Source organism: Marixanthomonas spongiae, assembly GCF_003095375.1.
GTDB lineage: Bacteria > Bacteroidota > Bacteroidia > Flavobacteriales > Flavobacteriaceae > Marixanthomonas > Marixanthomonas spongiae.
Map to the genome: position 1 here is coordinate 300,721 of NZ_QEHR01000005.1, position 23,195 is coordinate 323,915.

Genomic DNA, 23,195 nt, shown 5'->3' on the forward strand with positions numbered 1-23,195 from the left:
GTATTAAAGATACAGATTAATTGCCGTTATACCTTTACTAACTTTTTTTTGCCATTGGTGTTTGATGGAGTGGGTGCAGTGAAAAATTCTTTTTTCCCGGCTTTTATGTTGTAAAGGGTAACACCAAAATTAAGCATTTCAAAGACTGTTTTTTTAGGGTGTTGGTTTGAAATTTCAGCAATCAATTTATGGAACCCCAACTGGAAATCTGCTTCATTTTTATGGCAAAAAAACAGCATCCAAAAAAATATTTTGTATTTTGATTCCCGTAGCGGTGCAGGGGTTTTCAAAATATGTATTTTATTCGTTTTAGACACGTCTAAAAATTGAATTAAAAATTGTATAATAAACTTATTATCAGTTTCTTTAATTAAGTTAACTAAAGTTTTTATTTCATTTGTAATTAAAAAAGTGTTTTTGCTGTATTCCGCTCGTTCTATAATGGATTCAATGGTATTTTTCCCTGAAATCGATGCGTTTTCAAATACATAGGTAGGTATGTTCACGTTCAATAAACGTGCAAATTCTTGTTCTTTTTTTCTGGTGGCAGTATTGTTTTTTGCGATCATCTTTTCTTCTTTTAGTTGTGTTTTCCTGTGAGGGTTTTAGTTGATGAAAATTTCGGAAATCGTTTTGGTGACATTGCCAAATTCATCTTTTTCAAAAATCAATCTGTTGGGCGAAGCCGGAGGCTGTTTTTTGCTGTTAAACTCATATGCGACCATCCCGTTTTTTACCAGCGGCAATTTTTTGGGCTCGGTAGAATGCAACAAATCGTTGTTCAGGGCATTTTTATAGTGCCATATGGTTTTGCGGTTCGCCATCTGTATTTTAAACGTTTTTGGTTCTATTTTCGGTACAGCTTCGTTATTTAGCATATTTCGGTTGTTTCCATCATAGGTTCTGGTCTGGTCACCGGGCATGTTTAAACAAACCACACCGAACAGGCTCTCCTTTTCGGTCTCTGAAAATTGGTTGCCGATGCCCTGCCAAGTGGTCTCGGTTATCCTGTAACTGGACAAAGGGGTCTTGGTATGCTCCAAATTGATATAATGGAAGCCTTTTCCTTCAGAAGCTGGTTTTTTGTTCGAAAAATAAAAAGGTACCCTTGGGATAGCGTTGACCATGGAGTAATTTTCAAACAGGAAATCATTTATGTACAGCAAAAAGTTGAGGTCGGTATGTGTAGGCACGGGGACTTTAGGGCTGTCACCCTGCGCTTTTTCGCACTCTTTGATCTGTGTGAGCACGGTAAAGCCGGTTTTCGTGGGCTTGTACATCATTTTATGGCAGTTCATGGTGTGGTAGGTTTCTTCGGTAGGGACAATGTCTATAAACTCTCGGGCATCGTAGGCCGTTAACTGTTTGCTTTTTAGTTTTTCTGAAATATCAAAAGGCACCCATCCGTCGTTCAAAAAATATTCGTGATAAATGTTTAGGTGAAAAAGCGGCTTGTAGGTTATTGAAAAATCCATAATACACTCTGTTTTACCACAAAATTAAAACGTACCATGTGATCAAATGGCAGGTAAATAGCCTAAATAACACAAGGTTTTTCTTCACGGAAAAACAGGAAAAGACCCTTTGAAAGCACAGGAAAAAACCCTGTCCTGCAATAGGATTTTTCCTATTTAATGTACGTAAGCCTATAACAAACAAGATAATTTTATAAATTGCCATACTAACTAACCAAAAAAATACTTAAATGACCAAACCAGCAAAATGCATAAGTGTTGACGAAGCAAGGCAGTTACAGGACAATTGGGTAAACACCCGGGCTGTAGAAATAGAGCGCGCTCAAGGAAGCGTAGATACACGCGAGTTTTTTTATACAGTCGATGAGCTACAGGAGTACTTGGATTACGTAAAGGACCTTTCAAAAAAACAAAAGATAGACAGTCCCGGGATACGCATCTATTTTGCCGCCCACGACAGTAGCTTGGACGACAAAGCAACGGTTTTTCTGGCTCCAACAATGGGCGATACGGTGCACTCCAACAACAATTATGACATAGAAGCATTGAACTCCTCTTCAGGAGGCTGGCCACCAAAGAATTATTAAAACTATTTTTTTGTTTTGAAAGAATATATAATCCAAATGTTGCCCATGATTCTGGTCGAGGTTTTGGCTGCAATTGCAGGGCTGGTTTTAATCAGTAATACAAAAACAGTCAAGGCAACAAAATACTTTGTGTATTTTCTGTGTTTTACGGTCTTGGTCGAAATTACAGGCAATTACGCACCTGTGGCCTATTATTCTGGTTATACGCTATTCTCTTTTGTAGAAAACACAGTTTATGAAAATAATTATTGGCTGTTCAATGGCTATCTAATAATAAGCTATGCCCTTTACATCAGTTATTTTAAATGGCATTTGGACAGTGTGCCATTACGACGGTTTTTAAATGTGATATTGATATCCTTCACTGGTGCCGCTATCTTAAATTTAATTTTTTCAGATGTTTATTTCGTTGCGTTTTCAGCCTTCACCAACGTAGTGGGCACCGTACTGGTGTTACTATCGATAAGCCTGTATTATTATGAGCTGTTGAACAGTGATTCCATTTTAAAATTTGATAGATCACTGCCTTTCTATATTTCTTTAGGCGCCATTTTAATGCATTTGGTATTGACTCCAATATTTTTGTACAGCCGTTATTTCGATTCAGAAAGTCCTGAATTTGTAGAATTGTACAAAACAATACTTTTATTTACAATCCTATTGGTATATTTACTCTACACAATTGGATTTGTTATATGTCTAAGGAAGAAAGATTCCTCATAATTTACTTTACCTTAATATTAATACTTGCGATGGTGGTATTGGTAGCTTTTTTTATTGCCTTTCATCGCCGCAAAAATAAATTGTTGCTACGGCAAGCCGAACAAAAACGGCAGTTTGAGAATGAACTGTCCAACGCGCAGATAGAAATTCAAGAACAAACCTTGAAAAACATCGCTTGGGAACTCCACGATAACATTGGGCAATTGCTTTCTGTTGCCAATATTCAAATGAATATGCTGCTGCCAACACTTCCTGAAGAATCCCGCGACCAATTATTGGAAACCAAATCTGTTGTGCAAGAAACCGTTACCGAAGTGCGGAACCTTTCAAAAACCCTCAATAACGATGTGGTCTATAAAAATGGGTTGATAAACTCATTAAAAGTAGAATTGGAACGCTTTAACCGGCTCGATTTTTTAAATGCAACACTAAAAATAAGCGGGGAGGTAAAAGAAATGGACCGCACCAATGAGATTATCATTTTCAGGATTCTTCAAGAGTTTTCCACCAATGTGTTGAAACACGCCCACGCAACCGAACTATTCGTACATTTAAATTACACCGAAACCACACTTCAAATTGAAGCAAAGGACAACGGTGTTGGTTTTGATATGGCACAGCAAAAAGGCAATTCAGGTATGGAGACCATGAAAAGCCGGGCCAGATTGTTGAATGCAGCGTTTACAATTGATTCTGAAAAAGAAAAAGGAACCATATTACATTTAATTTACCCTTATAAAAATGAACAAAACAGCCCCTCATAACATTGTAATAGTAGATGACCACGCCTTATTCGCCAGTTCGCTGGAAAAACTCGTGAACTCTTTTAATGGGTTCAATGTGCTCTACCACGCCCGAAACGGAAAAGACCTGCAATTGAAACTGAAACAGATACCGGATAAGCCCGAATTGATACTCTTGGACCTCAACATGCCAGTAATGGACGGTTTTGAAACCATGGAATGGCTGCGTGAAAATCAAGAGGAAATCAAGGTGTTGGCATTGACCATGGAAGATGATGAAGAAAAAATAATAAAAATGTTGAGCAGCGGGGCAAAAGGCTATTTGCTGAAAGACATCCATCCCGAAAAACTCAATGAAGCGTTGGTGCAGACACTGGAAAAAGGCTTCTACCATTCTGAAAAAGTGGCCGAGTCGCTGTTGCATTCCCTAAACTCCAACCCCAGTGAAAAACCGGAATTCAAGGAGCGGGAAATCGATTTTATGAAATTGGCCTGTACCGAAATGACTTATAAGGAAATAGCCGATAAAATGAACCTGAGCCCAAAGACGATCGATGGCTACCGCCAAGAATTGTTCAACAAACTGGATGTGAAAAACAGGGTGGGCTTAGTGATTTATGCTTTAAAAAACGATATCACGAAAATCTAATCACAGGCATTCCACAAAGGATCTTGCGGTAGTGGAGCGATAATGGTAAGCTTTTCCTTCCTCACGGGATGGACAAACGTCAATTCCCTTGCGTGCAAGTGGATGCTGGCGTCTTTGTTGCTTCGGTCAAACCCGTATTTTAAATCTCCTTTTATCGGGCAGCCTATCGCTGAAAGCTGCGATCGTATTTGATGGTGTCTTCCGGTTTCCAGATTGATTTCCAATAAAAAATAGTTGTCCAGCTCTTTTATAACTTGATAATGAAGAATCCCTTTTTTGCTGCTCGGCACTTCCTTAACATGCGAATACGATTTGTTTTGCTTAGGGTTCCGTTTTAAATAATGAATTAACGTGCCGGAATCCGTGGAGGGCTTGTTTTTAACCAAGGCCCAATACGTTTTTTCGGTTTCCCGTTCAGCAAACAGCTTGTTTAAACGCGATAATGCTTTTGATGTCCTTGCAAAAACCACCACGCCGCTGGTGGGACGGTCTAACCTATGTACCACGCCCAGATAAACGGCACCTGGTTTGTTGTATTTTTCGGCAATGTATTCCTTGGCAACCTCAGAAAGGGGTTTGTCGCCGGTTTTGTCGCCTTGAACGATATCGCCTGCCCGTTTGTTTACGATAAGCAAGTGGTTGTCTTCAAATAAAACTTTTAAATTGTTTTTTGTAGATATGGTTTTCTTTGAACTCATATTAGATGTGAGAAATTAGATTTTTAGCTGTGGGCTTGTAGCTTTGAGACGTGAGCGGTCAAATTAAGCACAGATACGGAATGCACTATATGGATTTTTTTCTTTTTAAGCACCAGCACCCAGCACTCTTTCTAATACTGCTCTTTATCACTAGGAAAATCACCACTTTTCACATCGTCGATGTATTTTTTGAAAGCACCGGTCATTTCGGCATATAAATCTAAATACCTGCGTAAAAACCGTGGGTTGAACTCATGCGTCATGCCAACCATATCGTGGGTGACCAAAACTTGGCCGTCCACACCATTACCGGCACCAATGCCTATAATGGGGATGGTTAATTCTTTGGCTACCTCGGCGGCGAGTTTTGCAGGCACTTTTTCCAAAACAATGGCAAAACAACCTATTTTTTCCAGTAATTTGGCGTCTGCTTTTAGTTTTTCGGCTTCGGCATCTTCCTTGGCGCGAACGGTGTAGGTGCCAAATTTATAGATGGATTGCGGGGTTAACCCCAAATGGCCCATGACGGGAATACCGGCGTTTAAAATGCGTTTAACCGATTCTTTTATCTCTTTCCCGCCTTCCAGTTTTACGGCATGGCCACCGCTCTCCTTCATAATGCGAATGGCAGAGCGCAAAGCCTCCTTGGGGTCGCTTTGGTAACTCCCAAAAGGAATGTCCACCACAACCAAGCTACGCTCAATGGCACGCACCACCGAACTGGCGTGGTAGATCATTTGGTCTAAAGTAATGGGCAAGGTAGTTTCGTGTCCAGCCATAACATTGGAGGCTGAGTCGCCTACCAAAATAACATCTACTCCAGAACCATCCACGATTTTCGCCATAGTAAAATCGTAGGCGGTAAGCATGGATATTTTTTCCCCTTTTTTCTTCATATCCACCAAGGTTTTGGTGGTTATGCGTTTGTACTCCTTTTTTGCGATTGACATATTTTTTCTTGTTCTAACAATTATTAAGCTATAAAAGTACTAATTTTGAAAAGAACCAAATAAATATCTTATTATGAAAACCATACTCTGCATCGTGTTCTTGTGCACTGCGTCAATATCTTTTTCACAACCCGATCTTTCAGAAAGCAATGCTAAAATAATTATAGGTGAATTTTTCAGGGGGTTCCATGAGCGCGATACCGTAAGGATGAAACGCGTTATTGCGCCTCATATGCAAATGCGCACCTTTTACTTATCTAAAGACGGCGAAAACAAAGTGCGCTATTTGCGTATCGAAGATCTATTGAAAGCCGTGGCTTTACGGCCAGAAGACCAAAAATGGGACGAACGTTTATTGGATTACAAGGTGCAAAGCGATGGCAACTTGGCGCACGTGTGGACTCCTTATGAATTCTATTTGAATGACGAATTTAGTCATTGCGGGGCAAATTCTTTTACCCTCACCTATACCGATGAAGGTTGGAAAATCCTCTTGTTGCTGGATTCACGTCGCATTGGCAGTTGCGATCAATAAGCACCCTTAATTTAACAGTCGCTCATGTTCACGCGAACGGCCAAACCGCCTTCGCTGGTTTCTTTGTATTTGTTGCTCATGTCTTTGGCCGTTTCCCACATGGTTTCTATAACTTTATCCAAAGGCACTTTTGCCGAAAACGGATCGCTGTCGAGTGCCATTTCACAGGCATTGATGGCTTTTATGGCGCCCATGGCATTGCGTTCTATACAGGGTATTTGCACCAAACCGGCAATGGGGTCGCAAGTAAGGCCCAAATGATGTTCCATAGCGATTTCAGCAGCCATTAAACACTGTTCGGGGGTTCCACCCATCAATTCGGTCAAGGCACCAGCGGCCATCGACGACGAAACACCAATCTCGGCTTGGCATCCGCCCATTGCGGCCGATATGGTCGCACCTTTTTTAAACAAGCTACCAATTTCGCCAGCCACCAACATAAATTTGCGAATATCGGTAAAATTGGCATCGTGGTTTTCAATGACCATATAATACATCATCACCGCAGGGATAACCCCTGCACTGCCATTTGTGGGCGCGGTAACAACCCTTCCCAGCGAAGCGTTCACTTCGTTTACCGCAAGGGCAAAGCAGGAAACCCACTTGAGTATTTGCCTAAACTTAACTTCTGTGCCCCTGATGGCCTCGATCCATTCTGTGGCATTGTTGTAGGATGCATCGCCCATTAGGTTTTTGTGCATCTCAAAAGCACGGCGTTTTACATTGAGGCCGCCTGGCAACTTCCCTTCGGTATGGCAGCCTACATACATGGAATCGAGCATAACGTCCCATATTTTTTGCAAGCCATCGTTTATTTCCTCTTCTGAACGGAGCGATTTTTCATTTTCCAAAACAAGTTCGCTAATACTTTTTCCTTCAGCTTTACAGTTGGAAAGCAACTCCACACCGCTGTGGACAGGAAACGGAAATTGTGCGAACTTCTTTTCTTTCATTTTTTTACGTTTCCGTTCTTTCTTGACCACAAAGCCGCCGCCAATGGAATAAAAGGTAGCCGTTTTTTTGGAACCATCGTTTAAAACGGCGTGAAAGCTGATACCATTAGGGTGGTATTCCAGAAACTTACGATTGAATGTAATGTGTTCCTTGGGATTGAAATCGATTTCCCGTTCGTTGTTCAGCTTCAATTTGTGGTTTGAAGTAATAAAATCGATGGTTTCGTCAATTTTTTCAATAGGGAATGTAACCGGGTCAAAACCGCACAGGCCGAGCATCGTGGCAATATCGGTAGCGTGGCCTTTTCCGGTAAGGGAAAGCGAACCGTACAAATTTACCTGTACCTTTTTCACTTGGTCAAAATGGCCTTTATCAATCAATTCGTCCACCCAGCGCTCTGCAGCGCGCCAAGGGCCCAAGGTGTGTGAGCTGGATGGCCCCACACCAATTTTTAACATATCAAAAACACTTATACTTTCCATAGGCTTAAATCAAACTTGCAAACACAAATATACTTGTTCTTTCATGGATTATTGTTGAAAAGTATATGGAAATATTCCATCTATTAAACGGAATAATTCCTAATTTTGCAGTTATGGAAATCACAACCTCTGGAAAGCTACAGAAAGTAAAAAACCGCCACGCGCCCGAAGTCTCTAAACAAACGGGCTTTCCTAGTGCGGCTACACATTACTTAGAAGTGCCTATCGATTTGCACAAAGAGCTGATGCACAACCAAGATGCTACGTTTTTTATCCGGGTGGACGGGGAAGGTTTTTCGACCTTCAACATCCATCACAACGATGTGCTCATTATAGACCGTTCGCTGGCTGCCGTTGCCAATAGGCTCGTGCTGGTAGTTAAAAACGGTGCGTTTACGCTTCTTCGTGTTCCAGAAAATCCTTCAGAAGAACCCTATGTATTATGGGGCGTTGTTACCTATATAATTCATAATGTGTTATGATAGCCATGGTCGATTGCAACAGCTTTTATGCCTCCTGTGAGCAAGTGTTCCGTCCCGATCTGTGGGGAAAACCGGTCGTGGTGTTAAGCAATAATGATGGTTGCATCATTGCAGCAAATAAAGAGGCCAAGGCAATAACGGATGTTCCGATGTTTGAGCCGGTTTTTAAAATTAAAGGTCAGTTGATAAAAAACCGGGTGAAATTCTTTTCGTCCAACTATACCTTGTATGGCGAGATGTCGCAACGGGTTATGAACATACTGAAAACATTTTCGCCCATGGTGGAAGTGTACAGTATCGATGAATCTTTTGTAGAAGTTAGTGGAATGGAACACATAAACCTTGAAGCCTACGGCCATGAAATAAAAAATACCATCAAGCAATTAACGGGTTTGCCGGTAGGGGTGGGGATTGCTCCAACCAAGGTATTGGCAAAGTTGGCCAATAAAATAGCCAAAAAGATGGAGGAGCATGATCATGTGTTTGTTATCGATTCGGAAGAAAAGCGGCTGAAATCCTTGCGATGGGCAAAAACAAAAGATGTTTGGGGGCTGGGCCGAAAGCACGTGGAACGGCTAAAAAACATTGGAGTGTTCACTGCCTATCAATTTACGCAACTTCCGTTGGCTTGGGTGCGAAAAGAAATGACCGTGGTGGGCGAACGGTTATGGCGGGAGTTGCAGGGCGAACCGTGCCTTGCATTTACAGAAGTGCCCAAGCCCAAAAAAGGGATCGGGACGGCAAAATCGTTTGGCAAAAAACTGGAACGGCTGGACCTCATTGAAGAGGCATGTGCGTATTACATCAGCGAGGTAAGCGAGGTGTTGCGGGCCCAGAATTCGTGCGCTACCTATATTCAGGTGTTCGTGCACACCAATTACCACAGCAATGTGGATAAACAGTATTCCAATAGCATCACAGTTACCTTGCCCATCCCTACCAACCATACGTTTCAATTAATTTCGGAAGCACGAAAGGCATTGCACAAAATCTATAAACCGGGCTATCGGTATAAAAAAGTGGGGGTTAATTTAAGCGGGATCGTTCCCCAAGAATATGTACAGGGAAACTTGTTCCACCAAGCGTTACCCAACGGTCGGCAGTTTTCAAAATTGAACAGCCAAGCACTCATTAAAATAGTTGACCAGCTGAACAAAAAATACGGAAAATCTACCGTAGCTTCCGCGATGATAGGAACGCGAAAAGAAGAATGGGAACTTATAAAGAAAGAGCGAAGTCCCCGCTACACCACGCAATGGAATGAGTTATTGACAATTGGCAGCAATAAACCGTAAAGCATGACAACCTGAATGTTAGACAGTCATTTTGTTAAACTTTTTATAAAAAAGATTAAACAAACATAGTTTGTGTGTATTTTAGCTTAAACATTAAAAAAAATACTATGAAAAAGCTATTACTTATTTGTTTTGCCTTATTAGCATCGACAGTCGTATTTTCACAAACTGCCAGAGTACAAGTGATTCACAATTCAGCAGATGCTTTGGCCGCCGAAGTTGATGTGTATATCGATGCAGACTTGACCTTAGACGATTTTGCATTTAGAACCGCAACGCCCTTTGTCGATCTACCAGCAGGAACGGAGATTGAACTTTCTGTAGCACCTTCAAACAGTACAGGAGTGGGAGATGCTGTATTGACTGTTCCGGTAACATTGACCGAAAATGAAACGTATATCGTCGTTGCCGATGGTATCGTCAGTCCCACGGGGTATAACCCATCGCCTCCCATCACATTGCAAGTATATCCTATGGGAAGGGAGACAGCGACCGACGGTGCCAATACCGATGTTTTGGTGCATCACGGCTCAACCGATGCTCCTACCGTAGATGTATTTGAAACAGGAGCAGGCGCCGGTCTAATAGTGGATAATATTTCATATTCTGAATATCAAGGTTACCTGGAACTTCCGACGGCAGACTACGTGCTTGAAGTACGTGATGAAACCGGGACGACAGGAGTAGCGGCTTATGAAGCACCTTTGAGCACATTGGGATTAGATGGAGCGGCAATTACTGTATTGGCGTCGGGCTTTTTAGATCCTTCCCAAAATTCTGACGGACCAGCTTTTGGTTTATGGGCAGCATTGGCCTCGGGGGGCGCTTTAGTGGAATTGCCAGGAGCACCTTTGGGCATAAATGATATAGAAGATGTAGCGATAAGCATTTATCCCAATCCGGTTTCGGACCAATTGACCATATCTGGACTGGAGTCAAACGAATATACTTTAGAAGTAATCGATATGCAAGGCCGCGTCATGAGTACTGAAATTTCAGAAAATACAATAAATACAGCCAATCTCACTTCGGGGATTTATTTTTTAAACATCCGTAAAGGGGGAAAAATTGCTGAAAGCATCCGATTCATAAAAAAGTAAGTTTATTGTTTATCATTTGAAAAAATGCCTGTGTAAAAGCGGGCATTTTTTATAGAGCCGTAATACTGATCCCGCCGTCAACCACAATATTCTGCCCGGTTATGTAAGATGATTTTTCCATGGCCAAAAAGGCGATTACGTTTGCCATCTCTTCGGCTTGTGCAACACGGCCCAATGGGGTATGTTTTAAAACGGGCTCGATGCGTTCCTTGATTTTAAGTAGCCCTTCGGTAAGCGGTGTTTGCGTGAACCAAGGCGAGATCGCATTAACGCGCATCCCATCGTTTGCCCATTCGGCAGCCAGGTTTTTGGTCTGCATTACCAAGGCGGCTTTGCTCATACCGTAAGGCGACCCGGTGTTGGTGTCCAATACAGCCGAAACGGATGCAACATTAACAATAGAAGCTCTTCCGGACTGCTTTAGGAATGGGTGCAATTTCCTGCTTAACTGGAACGGCGCCTTCATATTGATGGCAATAATTTTTGAAATTTCTTCTTCGGAATAGTCCAACGCTTTTTTCCGAATATTGATCCCGGCGTTATTTACAAGAATGTCTAAGGTATCCCAGCGTTTTTTCACTTCGGAAACAATGGCTTTGATTCCAGCTGTTTCCGAAACATCGCTAACCAGCCCGAATGCTTGATAACCATTATTTTGTAACTCGTTTTCAAAAGTGCTTACCTCTTTTTCAGTTCGTGCCGTAAAAATCACTTGGGCGCCGAGGGAAAGAAACTCCACAACGGTTGCTTTGCCAATCCCTTTGGTCCCGCCGGTAATGACGGCTTTTTTGTTTTTTAAGTTCCACATAGCGTTTAGTTTGTAATTGCGTAGTCAATAATAAGCATTATGGCGATAACAAAGGCATTGTTCAAGAAGTGAAATAAAATGGGCCAGATGAGCACGCCTGTTCTCAGTTTCAGCCACCCGGCGACGCCCCCAAGGACAATGCGGGGGATGATCATGACAAATAAGGCCACGTTCAATAAAAAGGATTCTACGTAATTATAGATGTGCGCCATGCCAAAAATCAACGAAGTAAAGATTAGAACAGCCCATACGTACCTGTTTAGCAACTGCTGTATGCCGGCAAGAGCTTTTTTGGGAAGAAGTTGTTGCAACAGATAATAAGCAGCAATGAAAACCACAAACATCAATAGCAGCCGCAGGTACCAGTTTGTCAGCCCTTCAGAAAAACCCATAAAGAAAAAACTGAGCCAGCCACTTACAAAAAGCAATACATCCTCATAACTGGGCTTTATAAGGGAGCGGAACATAACCTCTTCAAAAATAGGCGCGATAATCACTGCCGAAACAAACAGTTGCAGCGGTTGGTCGTTGAGCATTTCCAGTAAACGGTCCTGTTTGTATTCGCTGTTGATGAGTTCTGGAAACCATGTAGATAAAATGCCTAAAACCGTAAAAAACAAAAAATAAAACCCCCAGACCGCCCCGTAGCTTTTCAATACGAGTTTGGCGCCTTGTTTTGCGGTATATGTTTTGATTGCCACCATAAAAATGGCAAAAGTACAGGAATAAATTTGTTTTACCCTTTTGCTCCTTGCCCAACTATATCATTTTCGGGTGATGCTAAGACACACTATTTCTTTATGATAAACCTTTGAGATTTTCATTCGGTTTCAAAAGAAATCATCTGTTTGTAATCCGATAAAATATATAGGAAGCCAAAAATCCGATAACGGAAAAAACCGCCAGCATCCAGAAAACATGTTGATGGCCTTCCATGCCGGGCGTGGCGTCTAGAAAATAACCAATGGCGGGCCCAGCAAATACCTCTGGCGTATAGCCTATAAACGAAATGATCCCCACCGCGGTCCCGGTAAGCAGCAACGGAATCCGGCCTTCTTCCAAAACTGCAAAATAAAGCACCCGTGCGGCATATACTCCCACGGCAGTTATGGTAATGGAAATAAAGAACAGCACATCCATATTTTCTTTTAAAATCCCTGAAGCGAAAAGCAAAGCACCCACAATGGAAAGCAGAAACCCCAAACAGAGATAGATCGACCCTTTGGAGCGATCGGCCAGAAAACCAATTGCGACGCCAACTACAGGCCGGATAAACAACAAGAACGTGCCTGTTTGTGCGGCATCCACTTCGCTGTAATGCATGACGTTCTTGGCGTAGAGCGAGATGATATCGGTAATTTTATACCCCACATAAGCACAAAGGATAATGAGCATAAGCAACCAGACCACCGGAAGCCTCAAAACCGTCTTTATATTTTCGAAGGTGATTTTATCAAGGGTTTGCATTTTGTCGTTGTCTGCAATTTTCAGAAAAAAGAAGACCACAACCCCAATAAGTGCAACAATGGCGGACGATACGTATATAACAGATTGAAACGCTTTAGCCTGTTCAGTAGGCTTTAGTTCAATCTGTGTATCGGTTACAAAAAACGAAAATACTAAAACACCCAGCAAGCCAAAAAGTGCGCCTACTAAACCTCTTCCGCCATCCAAAAACCCAAATGCCTTTCCTTGGTTTTTATGGCCTCCCCACACGCGTGTGGCTTTTATCATGGCCGACCAAAAAAGAAAAATGGTAGTAAACCCCCAAAATCCGTACAGTATTGCCAAGGTTATTAAGGAGGGGGAACCCGCATACACCAGGCCGCCAAGGGCAGTCAAAATCAAGGCTGTTCCCATTAATTTTCGGGGTTGAAACCTATCTGCCAGAGGCCCCCCAAACAAATAGGAGAATACGGCGACGATTCCATAAATAGAAAAGCAGAAGCCCAATTCTGTATTGTTTATATGAAATACATCCAGCACGGTAGCCCTAAAAACACGTGCCAGCACAAAGGGCAACACAAATACGGCTTCGCCCGAAAGGATGAGAAGGAACATATAGAATATCTTGAACTTGGAGGCCCATATTTTTTTGGTGCTGGTTCTCATGCTAGGGTTTATGATGTAAAAATACGTATTTGCAAATAGTTAAAAAGCCGTGGCGCAGATCGATTGCTGAAATGTGTGGTGCTGATTTCAATTTCATATGGTTTTTTTTCAATTCTATGACACCTTGTCATAATCTTTTAGCTGGCATAGTCATTGGTTTATACATGGCGAATTGAAATTTGAATTAGTAAAAACAATAACTATAACACTATGAGTAAAATAATTGGAATCGACTTAGGTACAACCAACTCCTGCGTTTCTGTAATGGAAGGTAGCGAGCCAACGGTAATACCTAACGCCGAAGGAAAACGAACTACTCCATCTGTAATCGCCTTTGTGGAAGGTGGTGAGATCAAGGTTGGCGACCCTGCAAAACGTCAGGCCGTGACCAACCCTAAGAAGACGATTTCTTCCATCAAGCGGTTTATGGGGAACAAGTTTTCCGAATCAGACAAAGAAATCAATAACGTAGCTTACGATGTAGTTAAAGGTGACAACAACACTCCTCGAGTGGTCATTGACGACCGTAAATACACACCTCAGGAATTGAGTGCGATGATTCTTCAAAAAATGAAGAAAACGGCCGAAGATTACCTTGGACAAGATGTGGACCGTGCGGTCATTACCGTTCCGGCTTACTTTAACGACAGCCAACGACAAGCTACCAAAGAAGCCGGTGAAATTGCCGGTCTTAAAGTAGAGCGCATCATTAATGAGCCTACAGCTGCTGCATTGGCTTACGGACTTGACAAAAAAGACACCGATCAAAAAATTGTGGTGTTCGACTTTGGTGGTGGTACGCACGACGTTAGTATCTTAGAATTGGGAGACGGCGTTTTTGAAGTGCTTTCTACCGATGGTGATACCCATTTAGGTGGTGACGACGTGGACAGCAAAATCATTAATTGGTTGGCCGATGAGTTTCAGAAAGAAGAAGATATGGATCTTCGTAAAGATGCCATGGCCTTGCAGCGCCTTAAAGAAGCCGCTGAAAAAGCCAAGATCGAATTGTCTTCTTCATCACAAACCGAAATCAACTTGCCTTATGTAACAGCAACGAGCAGTGGGCCAAAACACTTGGTAAAAACATTGACGCGCTCTAAGTTTGAGCAGTTGATCGACGATTTGGTGAAAAAAACCATCACCCCTTGTGAAAAAGCACTTAAAGCTGCTGGGCTTTCAAAGAGCGATATCGACGAAATAATTTTAGTAGGTGGATCAACACGTATCCCGGCCGTACAGGAAGCTGTGAAGGATTTCTTCGGAAAAGCACCTAGCAAAGGCGTAAACCCAGATGAGGTTGTAGCCATTGGCGCTGCTATTCAAGGTGGCGTATTAACCGGTGATGTAAAAGATGTATTGTTGTTGGACGTTACACCGCTTTCATTAGGTATTGAAACAATGGGTGGCGTTAACACTAAACTTATCGAAGCAAACACAACGATACCAACTAAGAAGAGTCAAACGTTCTCAACAGCGGCAGACAATCAGCCAAGTGTAGAGATTCACGTATTGCAAGGAGAACGCCCCATGGCAGCAGACAATAAAACCATAGGACGGTTCCACTTAGATGGGATCCCACCTGCGCCAAGAGGGACACCTCAAATTGAAGTAACCTTCGATATTGATGCCAACGGTATCATTAAAGTAAGTGCTGAAGACAAGGCAACCGGTAAGAAGCAAGATATTAGGATTGAAGCTTCTTCTGGCTTGACCGAAGAGGAAATCGAGAAAATGAAGCAAGAAGCAGAAGCAAATGCCGAAGCTGATAAAAACGCAAAGGAAAAAGTTGACAAGATCAACGAAGCCGATGCGATGATTTTCCAAACTGAAAAACAACTGAAAGAATTTGGCGATAAATTATCCGATGATAAGAAAAAGCCAATCGAAGATGCGTTGGAAGATTTGAAGAAAGCGTACGAAACCAAAGAAATTGAAACCATTCAACCTGCGTTGGATAAAATCAACGAAGCGTGGAAAACTGCCAGCGAAGAGATGTACAAAGCACAAGCCGAGCAACAAGGCGGCGCTGCCCCAGGTGGTGATGCCGGAGCACAGCAAGGTGCCACAGGCGGCTCTTCAGAAGAAGGTAGTGATGTAGAAGACGTGGACTTTGAAGAAGTGAAATAAAACAAGTTTGTTGCAAGCATGACAGCTCCGGAACAAACGTAGTTTAATCTAGCCCGCTGCATAGCGGAATTCTCAAAAACTCGGAGAATAATAATGAAATTCCCAATCTGAAAAGGTTGGGAATTTTTAATTACAAGTGTTTCTAAACCTAAAGTTACATACACTCCTGCCATGTTATTACTTTTTTACCCGTAGTAAATGATAAAAAATTAGTTGTAAAATCATTCGGGCCATAAAAATTTATATTAGTTTCTTTTCCATTTGAACTTATATATTCTCTAATATATCCCTTAACTACAAACTTTAGCTCGTTTTCAATAGCATTAGGCGTTAAAATGACAGCTCCTTTTTTAAAGAATAAAGAAGAGAAAGATTCCTTGAGCTCCTCAATAGCTTCACTGTTGAGAAAAAAAATATCTTCCAAAAAAGATTCTAATGAATTTTCTGATTTAGATGGTTTAGCGTTTAAACTCTCTGAAGTTTGCATGCGTATCTGTTTGAAGTTTTACAATATTAAATAATAAAAGACAATTTTTAATTTAGATATTCAACTTTTGAATATTAATAGGTGTTTTTAGAAATGTCAAGTGTAATTTATTTTTAGAAGATAAATGGTAATGAAGGGAACAGGACAACAAAAAAAATAATAAAGATTTAGTTGGATCAATTTTTAGTTAATACCCAAAGGCTGTCAAATTTAAGACAGCCTTTTTTAATAAATATAGATTATTTTAAAGGCTCTATCGCAAAGGATTTACTTCCGTAATTCCTGTTTACATTACCATAGTCTGTATAAATCTATTTAACAACAAAGTCATAGTATTCGTATTACATCAAACCATATTTCCCTGAATATTGGGATAAATAGTATACAATAATGTTGGAAGTTTGTCTTTAATCAAACAACTGTCTGTAGACCGCAAAAACCTTACTTAAATTATATGATGAAAATTAAATTTATAACTGTTATACTATTAGTTGCTACCTATGCGAATGTTAAGGCTCAGCAAGATACCCTTTGGTTTAACACGGAATGGAAAAAAACCGATAAAGAAAAGGCTGTCTTTTATAGGCCTCCCTTAAAAAAGGAGGGAAACCTTTATCGGGTTAACGATTATTACATAAACGGAGCCAAACAAATGACAGGGCTCTCCAAGTTTAAAGACTCTATCCATTTTGAAGGTAAAGCGATTTGGTATACTGAAGAAGGAAAGATGTTGCAATCATTCTATTACAAAAACAATAAATTGAACGGAGTAAGTATCGTATATAAAACCTCTGGAAGCCTTAGGGCCCCGTACGAAGTAACCTATGAAAACGATAGAATGTTATCCAAAACTTATTTTGATTCCGATAGAGATGGCATTCGTTTTAAAAGAATTTATGATGAATCTGGACAGCATATCGAAACACTCTATTATGACGGTCAAGGAGAGTTGATAGGTACGTACTCCTATTCTGACAAAAGAGAAGCCAAAGGAATAAAAGTTGACTATTATGAGAACCCTATGCGTGTAGAAAATATAAATGTAATTAAAAATGAGCAGGAGTTTCAAATTAAATCTTTTTACCCAAATGGAAATAAACGTGCTGTATTTGACACAATACGACTTAAAGAAACATTTTATAACCCAGAAGGAGATACAATAGGTGTCAACCAATATGCCGGTAAGTTAGGTGAACTTTATTATGATAGCGGAAAGCTAATTGAATTTTATCAAGATGGAAAAACCATAAAAACAACTGAAACATACGCTGATGGAAATATAATTAAACGAAAAGAATTTAACACCTTCGGAGTTTTAATCCGAGAAGAGTTTTTTAAAGATAACAAGGCAACTAAAACAATAAGTTATACCGATGAAGGAAATCTATTGGGTGTATTAGATGATCAAGAAAACAATTTGAATGGTACCATACGTATGCGAAACAACGATATTATTACTTACAAAGACAATACTGTCATCTCAGCAACAACATATTATCGCAATACCAACAAAGTAAAAGAGACATTAAAAAATGAAGTGATTACTTTCTATTCTATTTCAGGAGAAAAATTAGGAACCTTACGTGTACATTTAGAACCCGGCAGGTACCAATCGCACGCTTTGGAAAATGGATATTCTCCTACCCCTATAGAAGGTACATTGTATAGTATAGATTATAAACATAGGATTACTGCAAAAGTTACATACCAAGAGCGTAAAGTAACCAAAAAAACAACCTATGACTATGAAGAAAACTACGGAACAAGAAAAGAAGAAGGATTTAAAAACACAAAAATTTATGATACCGAAGAAAAACTTATAAAAGAAATAGAATATTTCAGCAATGGAAAAAAACGAACTGAGTTCTTTTATAATCAAAACCCTGATAATTCTTTACAGAGAGGTCTTTTTTATAATAAAAGTGGCGAAAAAATTGCTGAATATAATTATGAAACCAAAACAGGGACCAAGTATAAATATTTCTATCGTTCAGACCGTGTAAAAGCTATTGTTGAAAAAGAAAATGGGGAGTTTATAAAACAAAAAACCTATCAAAAAGTATATACTAAAAACACTCGCTCTCACAATATAATATTAAGGGAAGATATAGATTTTCACGGTAAAGCAAATTTTTATTCCAAAGAAGGAAAATTGATTGCCGAAGCTACTTTTGAAGACGGAGAGCCAACAGGAACACTATATAGCTTTAAAGACAGAGAAATGGTAGAGGTTGTAAACGGGGTTAAAAATGGAGCTCGTGTGGAATATGAAAGTGATGAGCAAACCATTGAAAGAGAGGGTTTTTATAAAAACGGAAAAAAACATGGCACTTTTAACAGCTATGTAAATGGCATAAAAACCAGTGAAGTAAATTACAAAGAGGATGTGAAAGACGGGTATTCCATTTATTACGACAATAATGGTAGTGAGATTTCAAAACTTCTCTATAAAAACGGCGAGCCCTATGAAGGAGAAAAAAAACCACTTTATGGAGATGAATTGGAATACAAACAAGGAAAACTTGTAAAACAGATTAAAAAAAGTGGAAGTTATAGAGCGGTTTTGTTGTACCCTGCTGAAGATGAGATTAACACAACCGTTTATGATTTAAAAGAAAACAGGTTGTTAACATACAGTGAAAAGGAAAATCTAATTCAAGGAAAACTTACTTATTATAAAAACAACGCCCCTTATACAACCGCTATTTTTAAAGATGGAAAATTAGTAAATGGCACTGTATGGGTAAAGATAGAAGGTCGTTATAATTCAGGTGGTGCTTATGCTAAACTGAACAAGAAAAAGACAGCTTTAAATGTAAAGGTATATGACGAAGAGAATCAGCTTTTGTTTGAAAGCACTATAAATACCAAGGTGTACGATGGTTATGAAAAAAAGCTGTTAAACTATCTTACAGGAGTGGAAACCTATATTTACCATACACAACTTTTTATCGAGGCAATCAATAAAAATAATTGAACCCCATTGAAAAACATTTCTAAAGCATAAATCGTATTGCACAATAAACCAAAAGAAAAAAATCTACATAGTTTTGAGTCTCCATTTCAAAAATATACTATCCCAAAAAATGAATATCAATTATTAATAGGTAATAAGTCTCATTGTTTGGTATTACCGGAAGAGGGAACGGCGTACTTTGGTATTTTGGACAATTGGGTTTATGTAAACACAAAAGATAAGTTAGTGTTCAAAACGCTGATCCCCATCTCTAAAATTAAGTACAGTAAAGGCTATGATAGAGAATATTGCGATGTAGTATATCGGTATATTGAACTTAAGAATAGCAACTTTTAATATCTAAAGCGGTCAATAATTAAATTATTCATATAAATAAACTGTGATTTTTATAAATAGTTGATTTTTGGTAATTAAAAACTTGAATGAATGAAAGCCAAATATCGCATTGTTTTTTTTATTTTACTGGTTTGCTTATCGAGCTGCATTTCTAGGCTTGAAAGGCATGCATTATCTGGAGTGGTCGTTGATATCAACAAAAAACCCATAGAAAACTGTGCAGTCGGGGAAACAAAAACAGATAGTGCGGGACATTTTTTTCTTCCTGAGATCCGGCGTAATCAATTTTTTCTTTCAGAAGTTTTAATACGTGAAGCTCCACCAGTGATGTACACGGAGCCTATTTTAAGAAAAGGCTACAAAAGCAAAACCATTGAGTTTTTTCACGAATACGGTGGAGGGATAAAAAAAGGAGCTCATAGAGTGTTGGATACCATTTATTTAGTGAGGGCAGTCCCATCGGTATTGGAAACAAAAACGCTACTTCAAGGAGTGTGGAAAGCTAGGAACAGTGCGAATAACGACTCCATAATCATGATTAGGAAAAATTTTAGAAAATATTGCAACACAGAGCGGTGTAATACATTCAAATACTTTCCATTTGAAAGAGATCATTACAAAAACCCGATGCTTTCAGAAAGCCAATTTTATGAAATCACTTTTAATGTTGATCATTTTGAATCGATACGCTCTATAGATTCCAATTATGTTAAAGGTGATTGGAAGGTTAAAACCTCACGTATGCTAAAGCTAAAAAGCTCTTCAAAAATGTTGAACAATGACTATTATTTAAAAGAATACGATTCTTCATACCTGTTATTGGTAAAACCCTGAAAAAATATACCTGTTTTCAGGGAGGTACAGGTTAGTAGCTCTAAGTACTTTTGATTCCTTAATTAAAAAATAATAAATGATTTCCACTATAAAAAAGAACACAATTCAATTAGTTTGTCTTGCACTGTTTTTATTGTTCGGAGCCTGTAAAGATGGCAAAACAGATGAAGAGCAAAGAACAATCTCAATCACGCAACAAAAAGACCTAAGCGGTACATATATTTTGCAAATAGAGCAGAAAAAAGGAACTGGTAGTGAATTTATCACGTCGCATAATCCTTCGGTGATAAATCAAGAAATTGAAATAGAGCTTTTAAAAAATAAAAACAACACATATAATGTTGAACTTAAACAATTCTCAATAGCAGCTCCTACAGCTATATATGATGTGGTTTATAATACTTTCCTGGATACGACGTATGTTGAAGGAAAGTCATTCTCTGCGACATTTGAAAAGGAAAAACAAGAAAAAATTGACACGCTATTTTCAACCTATAAGAAATTACAAGGACATAATTTTTTGTATGAACGAACTGGAGAAGGAAATTTTATTTATACATCAGGGAAAGTCGATTGGGCAGCTTATGACAATGACCTTAGGCTTAGGGAGGACCCACAGGCTGAATTTAAAAAGTATATAATACCAGATTACTTAACGATGCTGTTAAATGAATCATTTAACTATACGGAAGGAAAATATATTTTGAATGAAGGGTTAGAGACTTTCCATAAAGGGGGAGAGGCAAAACTTAGGATTGATAAAGGAGAGTTTCCAGATGAATATGTGATTTTCAACAATAAACATGAAAAAAGTTTGCAAACTACTGTTAGAAACTATTTTAAAGGAACAGAAGGTAAATGGAGCAAAAGTGAAATAATCAATACAAGGATTACTCCGCATAAAATAAACGGTATAAATACCATTATCACAACTATAACAACTATTGAGAAGGTCAACATACAAACTTTGCAACCTTAAAATAAGTTATGTGTAATTAAACAATCAATCCAATAGTAACTTTATAAAAGAAAAAAATGTTTAAAAAACTAGTTTACATACTTATTTTGAGTCCCGTTTTAATGGCAACAACCTGCGAAGACAATGAATGTAGTGTTATTGAAAGCCCTGATAATAAAACTATTGATTTAATAGAGTTTACACCCTTACAAGCTGAGTATAATCAAGGGGATGCGCTCTTGTTAACAATTAACGTTCCGGCAACCAACACCTATTTTGAAGAAGAAATAAACCTACGTGAAGCTACTGGCGATAAAGTTGCTAAGATTACTCTTTTTTCCAGCAACATATTTGATGACAACAAATTAAACTTTATCAAAGGAAGCCAAGGAAGAGAGGCTAATTGGTTTAACCTCCCATATAATAAAAAAACAGAGAGGTATGAGCTGGAGGTTGAAATTACCTTAAATAGGACAGGCTTATATTTTCATTACAATGGAGGGGAAATTGATTTTGGCACATCAAATTGTCCCGATTATACATTAAAAACAAATATTCTTGGAGTAGATGATATAGCTGTCGAGTTTTCAGTAATAAAGTAAAGCAACAAAAAAATTAACCCCAAATATTTCAATATAAAGTTTTTTATTATTTGCTCTTCAGATACACTAAGACCTATTAATGCTAAATGCTGTTAATAACAGCATGAACATAAAAAATAACCTGCATGAAGCAAAAACTATTGTTCATCTTTTCTGTTTTTCTCAGTTGCATTCTCTCTTATGCACAAGAGGTAAATGATGATGGCCTATTGTATCACAATGGTTTGTTGTCTCTTACCTACACAAAAGCAATCTACAAAAACGATACTATTTATAACGCTCATAAAGAAGAGCAGAAAGTTTTGAAAGACGGAGGTGCACAAGAACTACTAAAGGAAGGTGTGAAGCCTTATGTAAATATCAAATACGTCCCTATATCTTTGATAGGCAACATTCTTTCGTACGAACGTATGCAAGATGACTATTGGGGCGGTGTCATAGGGATTAGTAGCGCAATTAGCGTTATCAATGTAGCGACCCAAGAACCTTACAGTGTTCTCAATATAGTGGAGGAAGCCTCCCTGCTTAAGGCCATTAAAAATGATACTTATGTGACGAACTCAAGCGGTGTGGACAGCACGAAATTACAGCAAGCAAAAACATTCGAAGACGTCCTGACTTTGTTAAATGATCAATTGCAATACCCATCCACTCACTTTACGCTATACAGCTATGCAATATTGGATTACAATAAGACTGAAAATAAGTTAGCTTTAAGGCTAATTAGAAAAAAATCCTATAGCCATCTACCTTCATTTCTCCAATTAGGGATTAAGGTTACCCCAAACAAAGAGTTTGCTGAGAAATTGAAACAAAACAATAACTTTTATATGGGGACTTTTTTAAAGGGCAGGGTCACTCACCAAAGTTTCTACAAGAAATTTTAAATCTGAAACAATCCAAATATCTATTTTTTAACTCTCGATTATCAAGTAAAAGCACCACTACTTAGTAGGCGGCCTTTTTTTTGAGTAATAATCACTACGTACTATTTTAGCCAAGACCTGAGCAATAAAAGAATGGTAGTAAAACAAAAGCTCCTCGTCGTTTTTATAATTGAAATAGGAAATTAGTATTTGAATTGGCTAAATAAGGAGTGAAAAATTAATATCCCTGAAAACAGGGAGCACACCTCTCTTTTATCCTAATAAGACACTATCCCACTAAGTGTGTAAGTTTAAAATAACAGGGGTTGGACTTTTTTAAAGTCTGACCCTTTTTTCATAGATCGTTAGGAACTGATTTAAAATGATGCCCCAGTTCCTTATAGGCATTGTC

General features: G+C 39.1%; 23 protein-coding genes. 14 read left to right on the forward strand and 9 right to left on the reverse strand.

Going from position 1 to position 23,195, the window contains the following annotated elements; translation table 11 throughout:
* Positions 1 to 26: 26 nt before the first annotated feature.
* On the reverse strand, positions 27 to 569 hold the full coding sequence (locus tag DDV96_RS09555; protein ID WP_116694535.1) for a hypothetical protein: 543 nt from the start codon (positions 567 to 569) through the stop codon (positions 27 to 29).
* 36 nt (positions 570 to 605) lie between these two features.
* Complete coding sequence (locus tag DDV96_RS09560) at positions 606 to 1,475, reverse strand: hypothetical protein (protein WP_116694536.1); 870 nt, start codon at positions 1,473 to 1,475, stop codon at positions 606 to 608.
* Positions 1,476 to 1,705: 230 nt separating this feature from the next.
* Between DDV96_RS09560 and DDV96_RS09565 the strand changes: the two genes are divergently transcribed.
* The 4 genes from DDV96_RS09565 to DDV96_RS09580 are packed head-to-tail and all read left to right on the forward strand — an operon-like array spanning position 1,706 to position 4,177.
* The gene (locus tag DDV96_RS09565; RefSeq protein WP_116694537.1) at positions 1,706 to 2,062 is read left to right on the forward strand and encodes a hypothetical protein; all 357 of its coding nucleotides are present in this window, start codon (positions 1,706 to 1,708) and stop codon (positions 2,060 to 2,062) included.
* 15 nt (positions 2,063 to 2,077) lie between these two features.
* The gene (locus tag DDV96_RS09570) at positions 2,078 to 2,785 is read left to right on the forward strand and encodes a hypothetical protein (protein WP_133240836.1); all 708 of its coding nucleotides are present in this window, start codon (positions 2,078 to 2,080) and stop codon (positions 2,783 to 2,785) included.
* Positions 2,758 to 3,549 carry a sensor histidine kinase gene (locus DDV96_RS09575; RefSeq protein ID WP_116694539.1) on the forward strand — a complete coding sequence of 264 codons (792 nt, stop codon included), beginning with the start codon at positions 2,758 to 2,760 and terminating at the stop codon, positions 3,547 to 3,549. The genes DDV96_RS09570 and DDV96_RS09575 overlap by 28 nt, the downstream gene beginning before the upstream one ends.
* Complete coding sequence (locus DDV96_RS09580; protein ID WP_116694540.1) at positions 3,527 to 4,177, forward strand: response regulator; 651 nt, start codon at positions 3,527 to 3,529, stop codon at positions 4,175 to 4,177. Before DDV96_RS09575 ends, DDV96_RS09580 begins: the two co-directional genes overlap by 23 nt.
* Here DDV96_RS09580 and DDV96_RS09585 read toward each other — a convergent pair.
* Both DDV96_RS09585 and panB read right to left on the reverse strand, forming a co-directional pair.
* Entirely contained in the window at positions 4,174 to 4,875 is a 702-nt protein-coding gene (locus tag DDV96_RS09585; protein ID WP_116694541.1) for an RluA family pseudouridine synthase, read from the reverse strand. The genes DDV96_RS09580 and DDV96_RS09585 overlap by 4 nt on opposite strands.
* Before the next feature lie 131 nt (positions 4,876 to 5,006).
* The gene (panB, locus tag DDV96_RS09590) at positions 5,007 to 5,825 is read right to left on the reverse strand and encodes a 3-methyl-2-oxobutanoate hydroxymethyltransferase (RefSeq protein WP_116694542.1); all 819 of its coding nucleotides are present in this window, start codon (positions 5,823 to 5,825) and stop codon (positions 5,007 to 5,009) included.
* Positions 5,826 to 5,898: 73 nt separating this feature from the next.
* Between panB and DDV96_RS09595 the strand changes: the two genes are divergently transcribed.
* Complete coding sequence (locus DDV96_RS09595) at positions 5,899 to 6,360, forward strand: nuclear transport factor 2 family protein (protein WP_116694543.1); 462 nt, start codon at positions 5,899 to 5,901, stop codon at positions 6,358 to 6,360.
* Between the two features lie 11 nt (positions 6,361 to 6,371).
* On the opposite strand, the gene DDV96_RS09600 is transcribed toward DDV96_RS09595, so the two are convergent.
* Entirely contained in the window at positions 6,372 to 7,796 is a 1,425-nt protein-coding gene (locus DDV96_RS09600) for an L-serine ammonia-lyase (RefSeq protein WP_116694544.1), read from the reverse strand.
* Between the two features lie 65 nt (positions 7,797 to 7,861).
* On the opposite strand from DDV96_RS09600, the gene DDV96_RS09605 reads away from it, so the two are divergent.
* The 3 genes from DDV96_RS09605 to DDV96_RS09615 all read left to right on the forward strand — a co-directional run bounded on the left by DDV96_RS09605 (position 7,862) and on the right by DDV96_RS09615 (position 10,673).
* Positions 7,862 to 8,278 (forward strand): S24 family peptidase, encoded by a 417-nt coding sequence (locus DDV96_RS09605; RefSeq protein WP_240607700.1) that lies wholly within the window; start codon positions 7,862 to 7,864, stop codon positions 8,276 to 8,278.
* Positions 8,275 to 9,573 (forward strand): Y-family DNA polymerase, encoded by a 1,299-nt coding sequence (locus tag DDV96_RS09610; protein ID WP_116694546.1) that lies wholly within the window; start codon positions 8,275 to 8,277, stop codon positions 9,571 to 9,573. Before DDV96_RS09605 ends, DDV96_RS09610 begins: the two co-directional genes overlap by 4 nt.
* 107 nt (positions 9,574 to 9,680) lie before the next feature.
* Positions 9,681 to 10,673 (forward strand): DUF4397 domain-containing protein, encoded by a 993-nt coding sequence (locus DDV96_RS09615; protein WP_116694547.1) that lies wholly within the window; start codon positions 9,681 to 9,683, stop codon positions 10,671 to 10,673.
* Between the two features lie 49 nt (positions 10,674 to 10,722).
* On the opposite strand, the gene DDV96_RS09620 is transcribed toward DDV96_RS09615, so the two are convergent.
* The 3 genes from DDV96_RS09620 to DDV96_RS09630 form a co-directional block, all read right to left on the reverse strand.
* On the reverse strand, positions 10,723 to 11,481 hold the full coding sequence (locus DDV96_RS09620) for an SDR family oxidoreductase (RefSeq protein WP_116694548.1): 759 nt from the start codon (positions 11,479 to 11,481) through the stop codon (positions 10,723 to 10,725).
* A gap of 5 nt (positions 11,482 to 11,486) precedes the next feature.
* Positions 11,487 to 12,185 (reverse strand): CPBP family intramembrane glutamic endopeptidase, encoded by a 699-nt coding sequence (locus DDV96_RS09625; RefSeq protein WP_116694549.1) that lies wholly within the window; start codon positions 12,183 to 12,185, stop codon positions 11,487 to 11,489.
* Between the two features lie 136 nt (positions 12,186 to 12,321).
* Positions 12,322 to 13,593 (reverse strand): MFS transporter, encoded by a 1,272-nt coding sequence (locus DDV96_RS09630; protein WP_116694550.1) that lies wholly within the window; start codon positions 13,591 to 13,593, stop codon positions 12,322 to 12,324.
* Between the two features lie 210 nt (positions 13,594 to 13,803).
* On the opposite strand from DDV96_RS09630, the gene dnaK reads away from it, so the two are divergent.
* Positions 13,804 to 15,723, forward strand: coding sequence for a molecular chaperone DnaK (gene dnaK / locus DDV96_RS09635; protein ID WP_116694551.1), 1,920 nt, complete (start codon positions 13,804 to 13,806; stop codon positions 15,721 to 15,723).
* Positions 15,724 to 15,877: 154 nt separating this feature from the next.
* Here dnaK and DDV96_RS09640 read toward each other — a convergent pair whose 3' ends face one another.
* Complete coding sequence (locus DDV96_RS09640) at positions 15,878 to 16,210, reverse strand: cyclic nucleotide-binding domain-containing protein (protein ID WP_116694552.1); 333 nt, start codon at positions 16,208 to 16,210, stop codon at positions 15,878 to 15,880.
* An 838-nt stretch (positions 16,211 to 17,048) separates the two neighbouring features.
* Here DDV96_RS09640 and DDV96_RS09645 point away from each other — a divergent pair.
* The 5 genes from DDV96_RS09645 to DDV96_RS09670 all read left to right on the forward strand — a co-directional run bounded on the left by DDV96_RS09645 (position 17,049) and on the right by DDV96_RS09670 (position 22,804).
* A complete protein-coding gene (locus DDV96_RS09645) occupies positions 17,049 to 19,187 on the forward strand; it encodes a toxin-antitoxin system YwqK family antitoxin (RefSeq protein ID WP_133240837.1) in 2,139 nt (712 codons plus the stop codon).
* Positions 19,188 to 19,613: 426 nt separating this feature from the next.
* Positions 19,614 to 20,357, forward strand: a complete 744-nt coding sequence (locus tag DDV96_RS09655; RefSeq protein WP_116694555.1) for a hypothetical protein — start codon at positions 19,614 to 19,616, stop codon at positions 20,355 to 20,357.
* A 76-nt stretch (positions 20,358 to 20,433) separates the two neighbouring features.
* Positions 20,434 to 21,336 (forward strand): hypothetical protein, encoded by a 903-nt coding sequence (locus DDV96_RS09660; RefSeq protein WP_116694556.1) that lies wholly within the window; start codon positions 20,434 to 20,436, stop codon positions 21,334 to 21,336.
* A 56-nt stretch (positions 21,337 to 21,392) separates the two neighbouring features.
* Positions 21,393 to 21,917 (forward strand): hypothetical protein, encoded by a 525-nt coding sequence (locus tag DDV96_RS09665; RefSeq protein WP_116694557.1) that lies wholly within the window; start codon positions 21,393 to 21,395, stop codon positions 21,915 to 21,917.
* Between the two features lie 125 nt (positions 21,918 to 22,042).
* Positions 22,043 to 22,804: a hypothetical protein gene (locus DDV96_RS09670; protein ID WP_116694558.1), complete on the forward strand. Its 762-nt coding sequence runs from the start codon at positions 22,043 to 22,045 to the stop codon at positions 22,802 to 22,804.
* Positions 22,805 to 23,195: the final 391 nt, after the last annotated feature.

What these genes read in the sequence shown, in the direction of transcription:
- DDV96_RS09670 (WP_116694558.1), top strand. Translation starts at nt 22,043, where the DNA reads ATGAAGCAAAAACTATTGTTCATCTTTTCTGTTTTTCTCAGTTGCATT.
- DDV96_RS09565 (WP_116694537.1), top strand. Translation starts at nt 1,706, where the DNA reads ATGACCAAACCAGCAAAATGCATAAGTGTTGACGAAGCAAGGCAGTTA.
- DDV96_RS09575 (WP_116694539.1), top strand. Translation starts at nt 2,758, where the DNA reads ATGTCTAAGGAAGAAAGATTCCTCATAATTTACTTTACCTTAATATTA.
- DDV96_RS09595 (WP_116694543.1), top strand. Translation starts at nt 5,899, where the DNA reads ATGAAAACCATACTCTGCATCGTGTTCTTGTGCACTGCGTCAATATCT.
- DDV96_RS09660 (WP_116694556.1), top strand. Translation starts at nt 20,434, where the DNA reads ATGATTTCCACTATAAAAAAGAACACAATTCAATTAGTTTGTCTTGCA.
- DDV96_RS09655 (WP_116694555.1), top strand. Translation starts at nt 19,614, where the DNA reads ATGAAAGCCAAATATCGCATTGTTTTTTTTATTTTACTGGTTTGCTTA.
- panB (WP_116694542.1), bottom strand. Translation starts at nt 5,825, where the DNA reads ATGTCAATCGCAAAAAAGGAGTACAAACGCATAACCACCAAAACCTTG.
- DDV96_RS09640 (WP_116694552.1), bottom strand. Translation starts at nt 16,210, where the DNA reads ATGCAAACTTCAGAGAGTTTAAACGCTAAACCATCTAAATCAGAAAAT.
- DDV96_RS09620 (WP_116694548.1), bottom strand. Translation starts at nt 11,481, where the DNA reads ATGTGGAACTTAAAAAACAAAAAAGCCGTCATTACCGGCGGGACCAAA.
- DDV96_RS09560 (WP_116694536.1), bottom strand. Translation starts at nt 1,475, where the DNA reads ATGGATTTTTCAATAACCTACAAGCCGCTTTTTCACCTAAACATTTAT.
- DDV96_RS09580 (WP_116694540.1), top strand. Translation starts at nt 3,527, where the DNA reads ATGAACAAAACAGCCCCTCATAACATTGTAATAGTAGATGACCACGCC.
- dnaK (WP_116694551.1), top strand. Translation starts at nt 13,804, where the DNA reads ATGAGTAAAATAATTGGAATCGACTTAGGTACAACCAACTCCTGCGTT.
- DDV96_RS09630 (WP_116694550.1), bottom strand. Translation starts at nt 13,593, where the DNA reads ATGAGAACCAGCACCAAAAAAATATGGGCCTCCAAGTTCAAGATATTC.
- DDV96_RS09600 (WP_116694544.1), bottom strand. Translation starts at nt 7,796, where the DNA reads ATGGAAAGTATAAGTGTTTTTGATATGTTAAAAATTGGTGTGGGGCCA.
- DDV96_RS09625 (WP_116694549.1), bottom strand. Translation starts at nt 12,185, where the DNA reads ATGGTGGCAATCAAAACATATACCGCAAAACAAGGCGCCAAACTCGTA.
- DDV96_RS09585 (WP_116694541.1), bottom strand. Translation starts at nt 4,875, where the DNA reads ATGAGTTCAAAGAAAACCATATCTACAAAAAACAATTTAAAAGTTTTA.
- DDV96_RS09645 (WP_133240837.1), top strand. Translation starts at nt 17,049, where the DNA reads ATGTTATCCAAAACTTATTTTGATTCCGATAGAGATGGCATTCGTTTT.
- DDV96_RS09605 (WP_240607700.1), top strand. Translation starts at nt 7,862, where the DNA reads ATGGAAATATTCCATCTATTAAACGGAATAATTCCTAATTTTGCAGTT.
- DDV96_RS09555 (WP_116694535.1), bottom strand. Translation starts at nt 569, where the DNA reads ATGATCGCAAAAAACAATACTGCCACCAGAAAAAAAGAACAAGAATTT.
- DDV96_RS09615 (WP_116694547.1), top strand. Translation starts at nt 9,681, where the DNA reads ATGAAAAAGCTATTACTTATTTGTTTTGCCTTATTAGCATCGACAGTC.
- DDV96_RS09665 (WP_116694557.1), top strand. Translation starts at nt 21,393, where the DNA reads ATGTTTAAAAAACTAGTTTACATACTTATTTTGAGTCCCGTTTTAATG.
- DDV96_RS09610 (WP_116694546.1), top strand. Translation starts at nt 8,275, where the DNA reads ATGATAGCCATGGTCGATTGCAACAGCTTTTATGCCTCCTGTGAGCAA.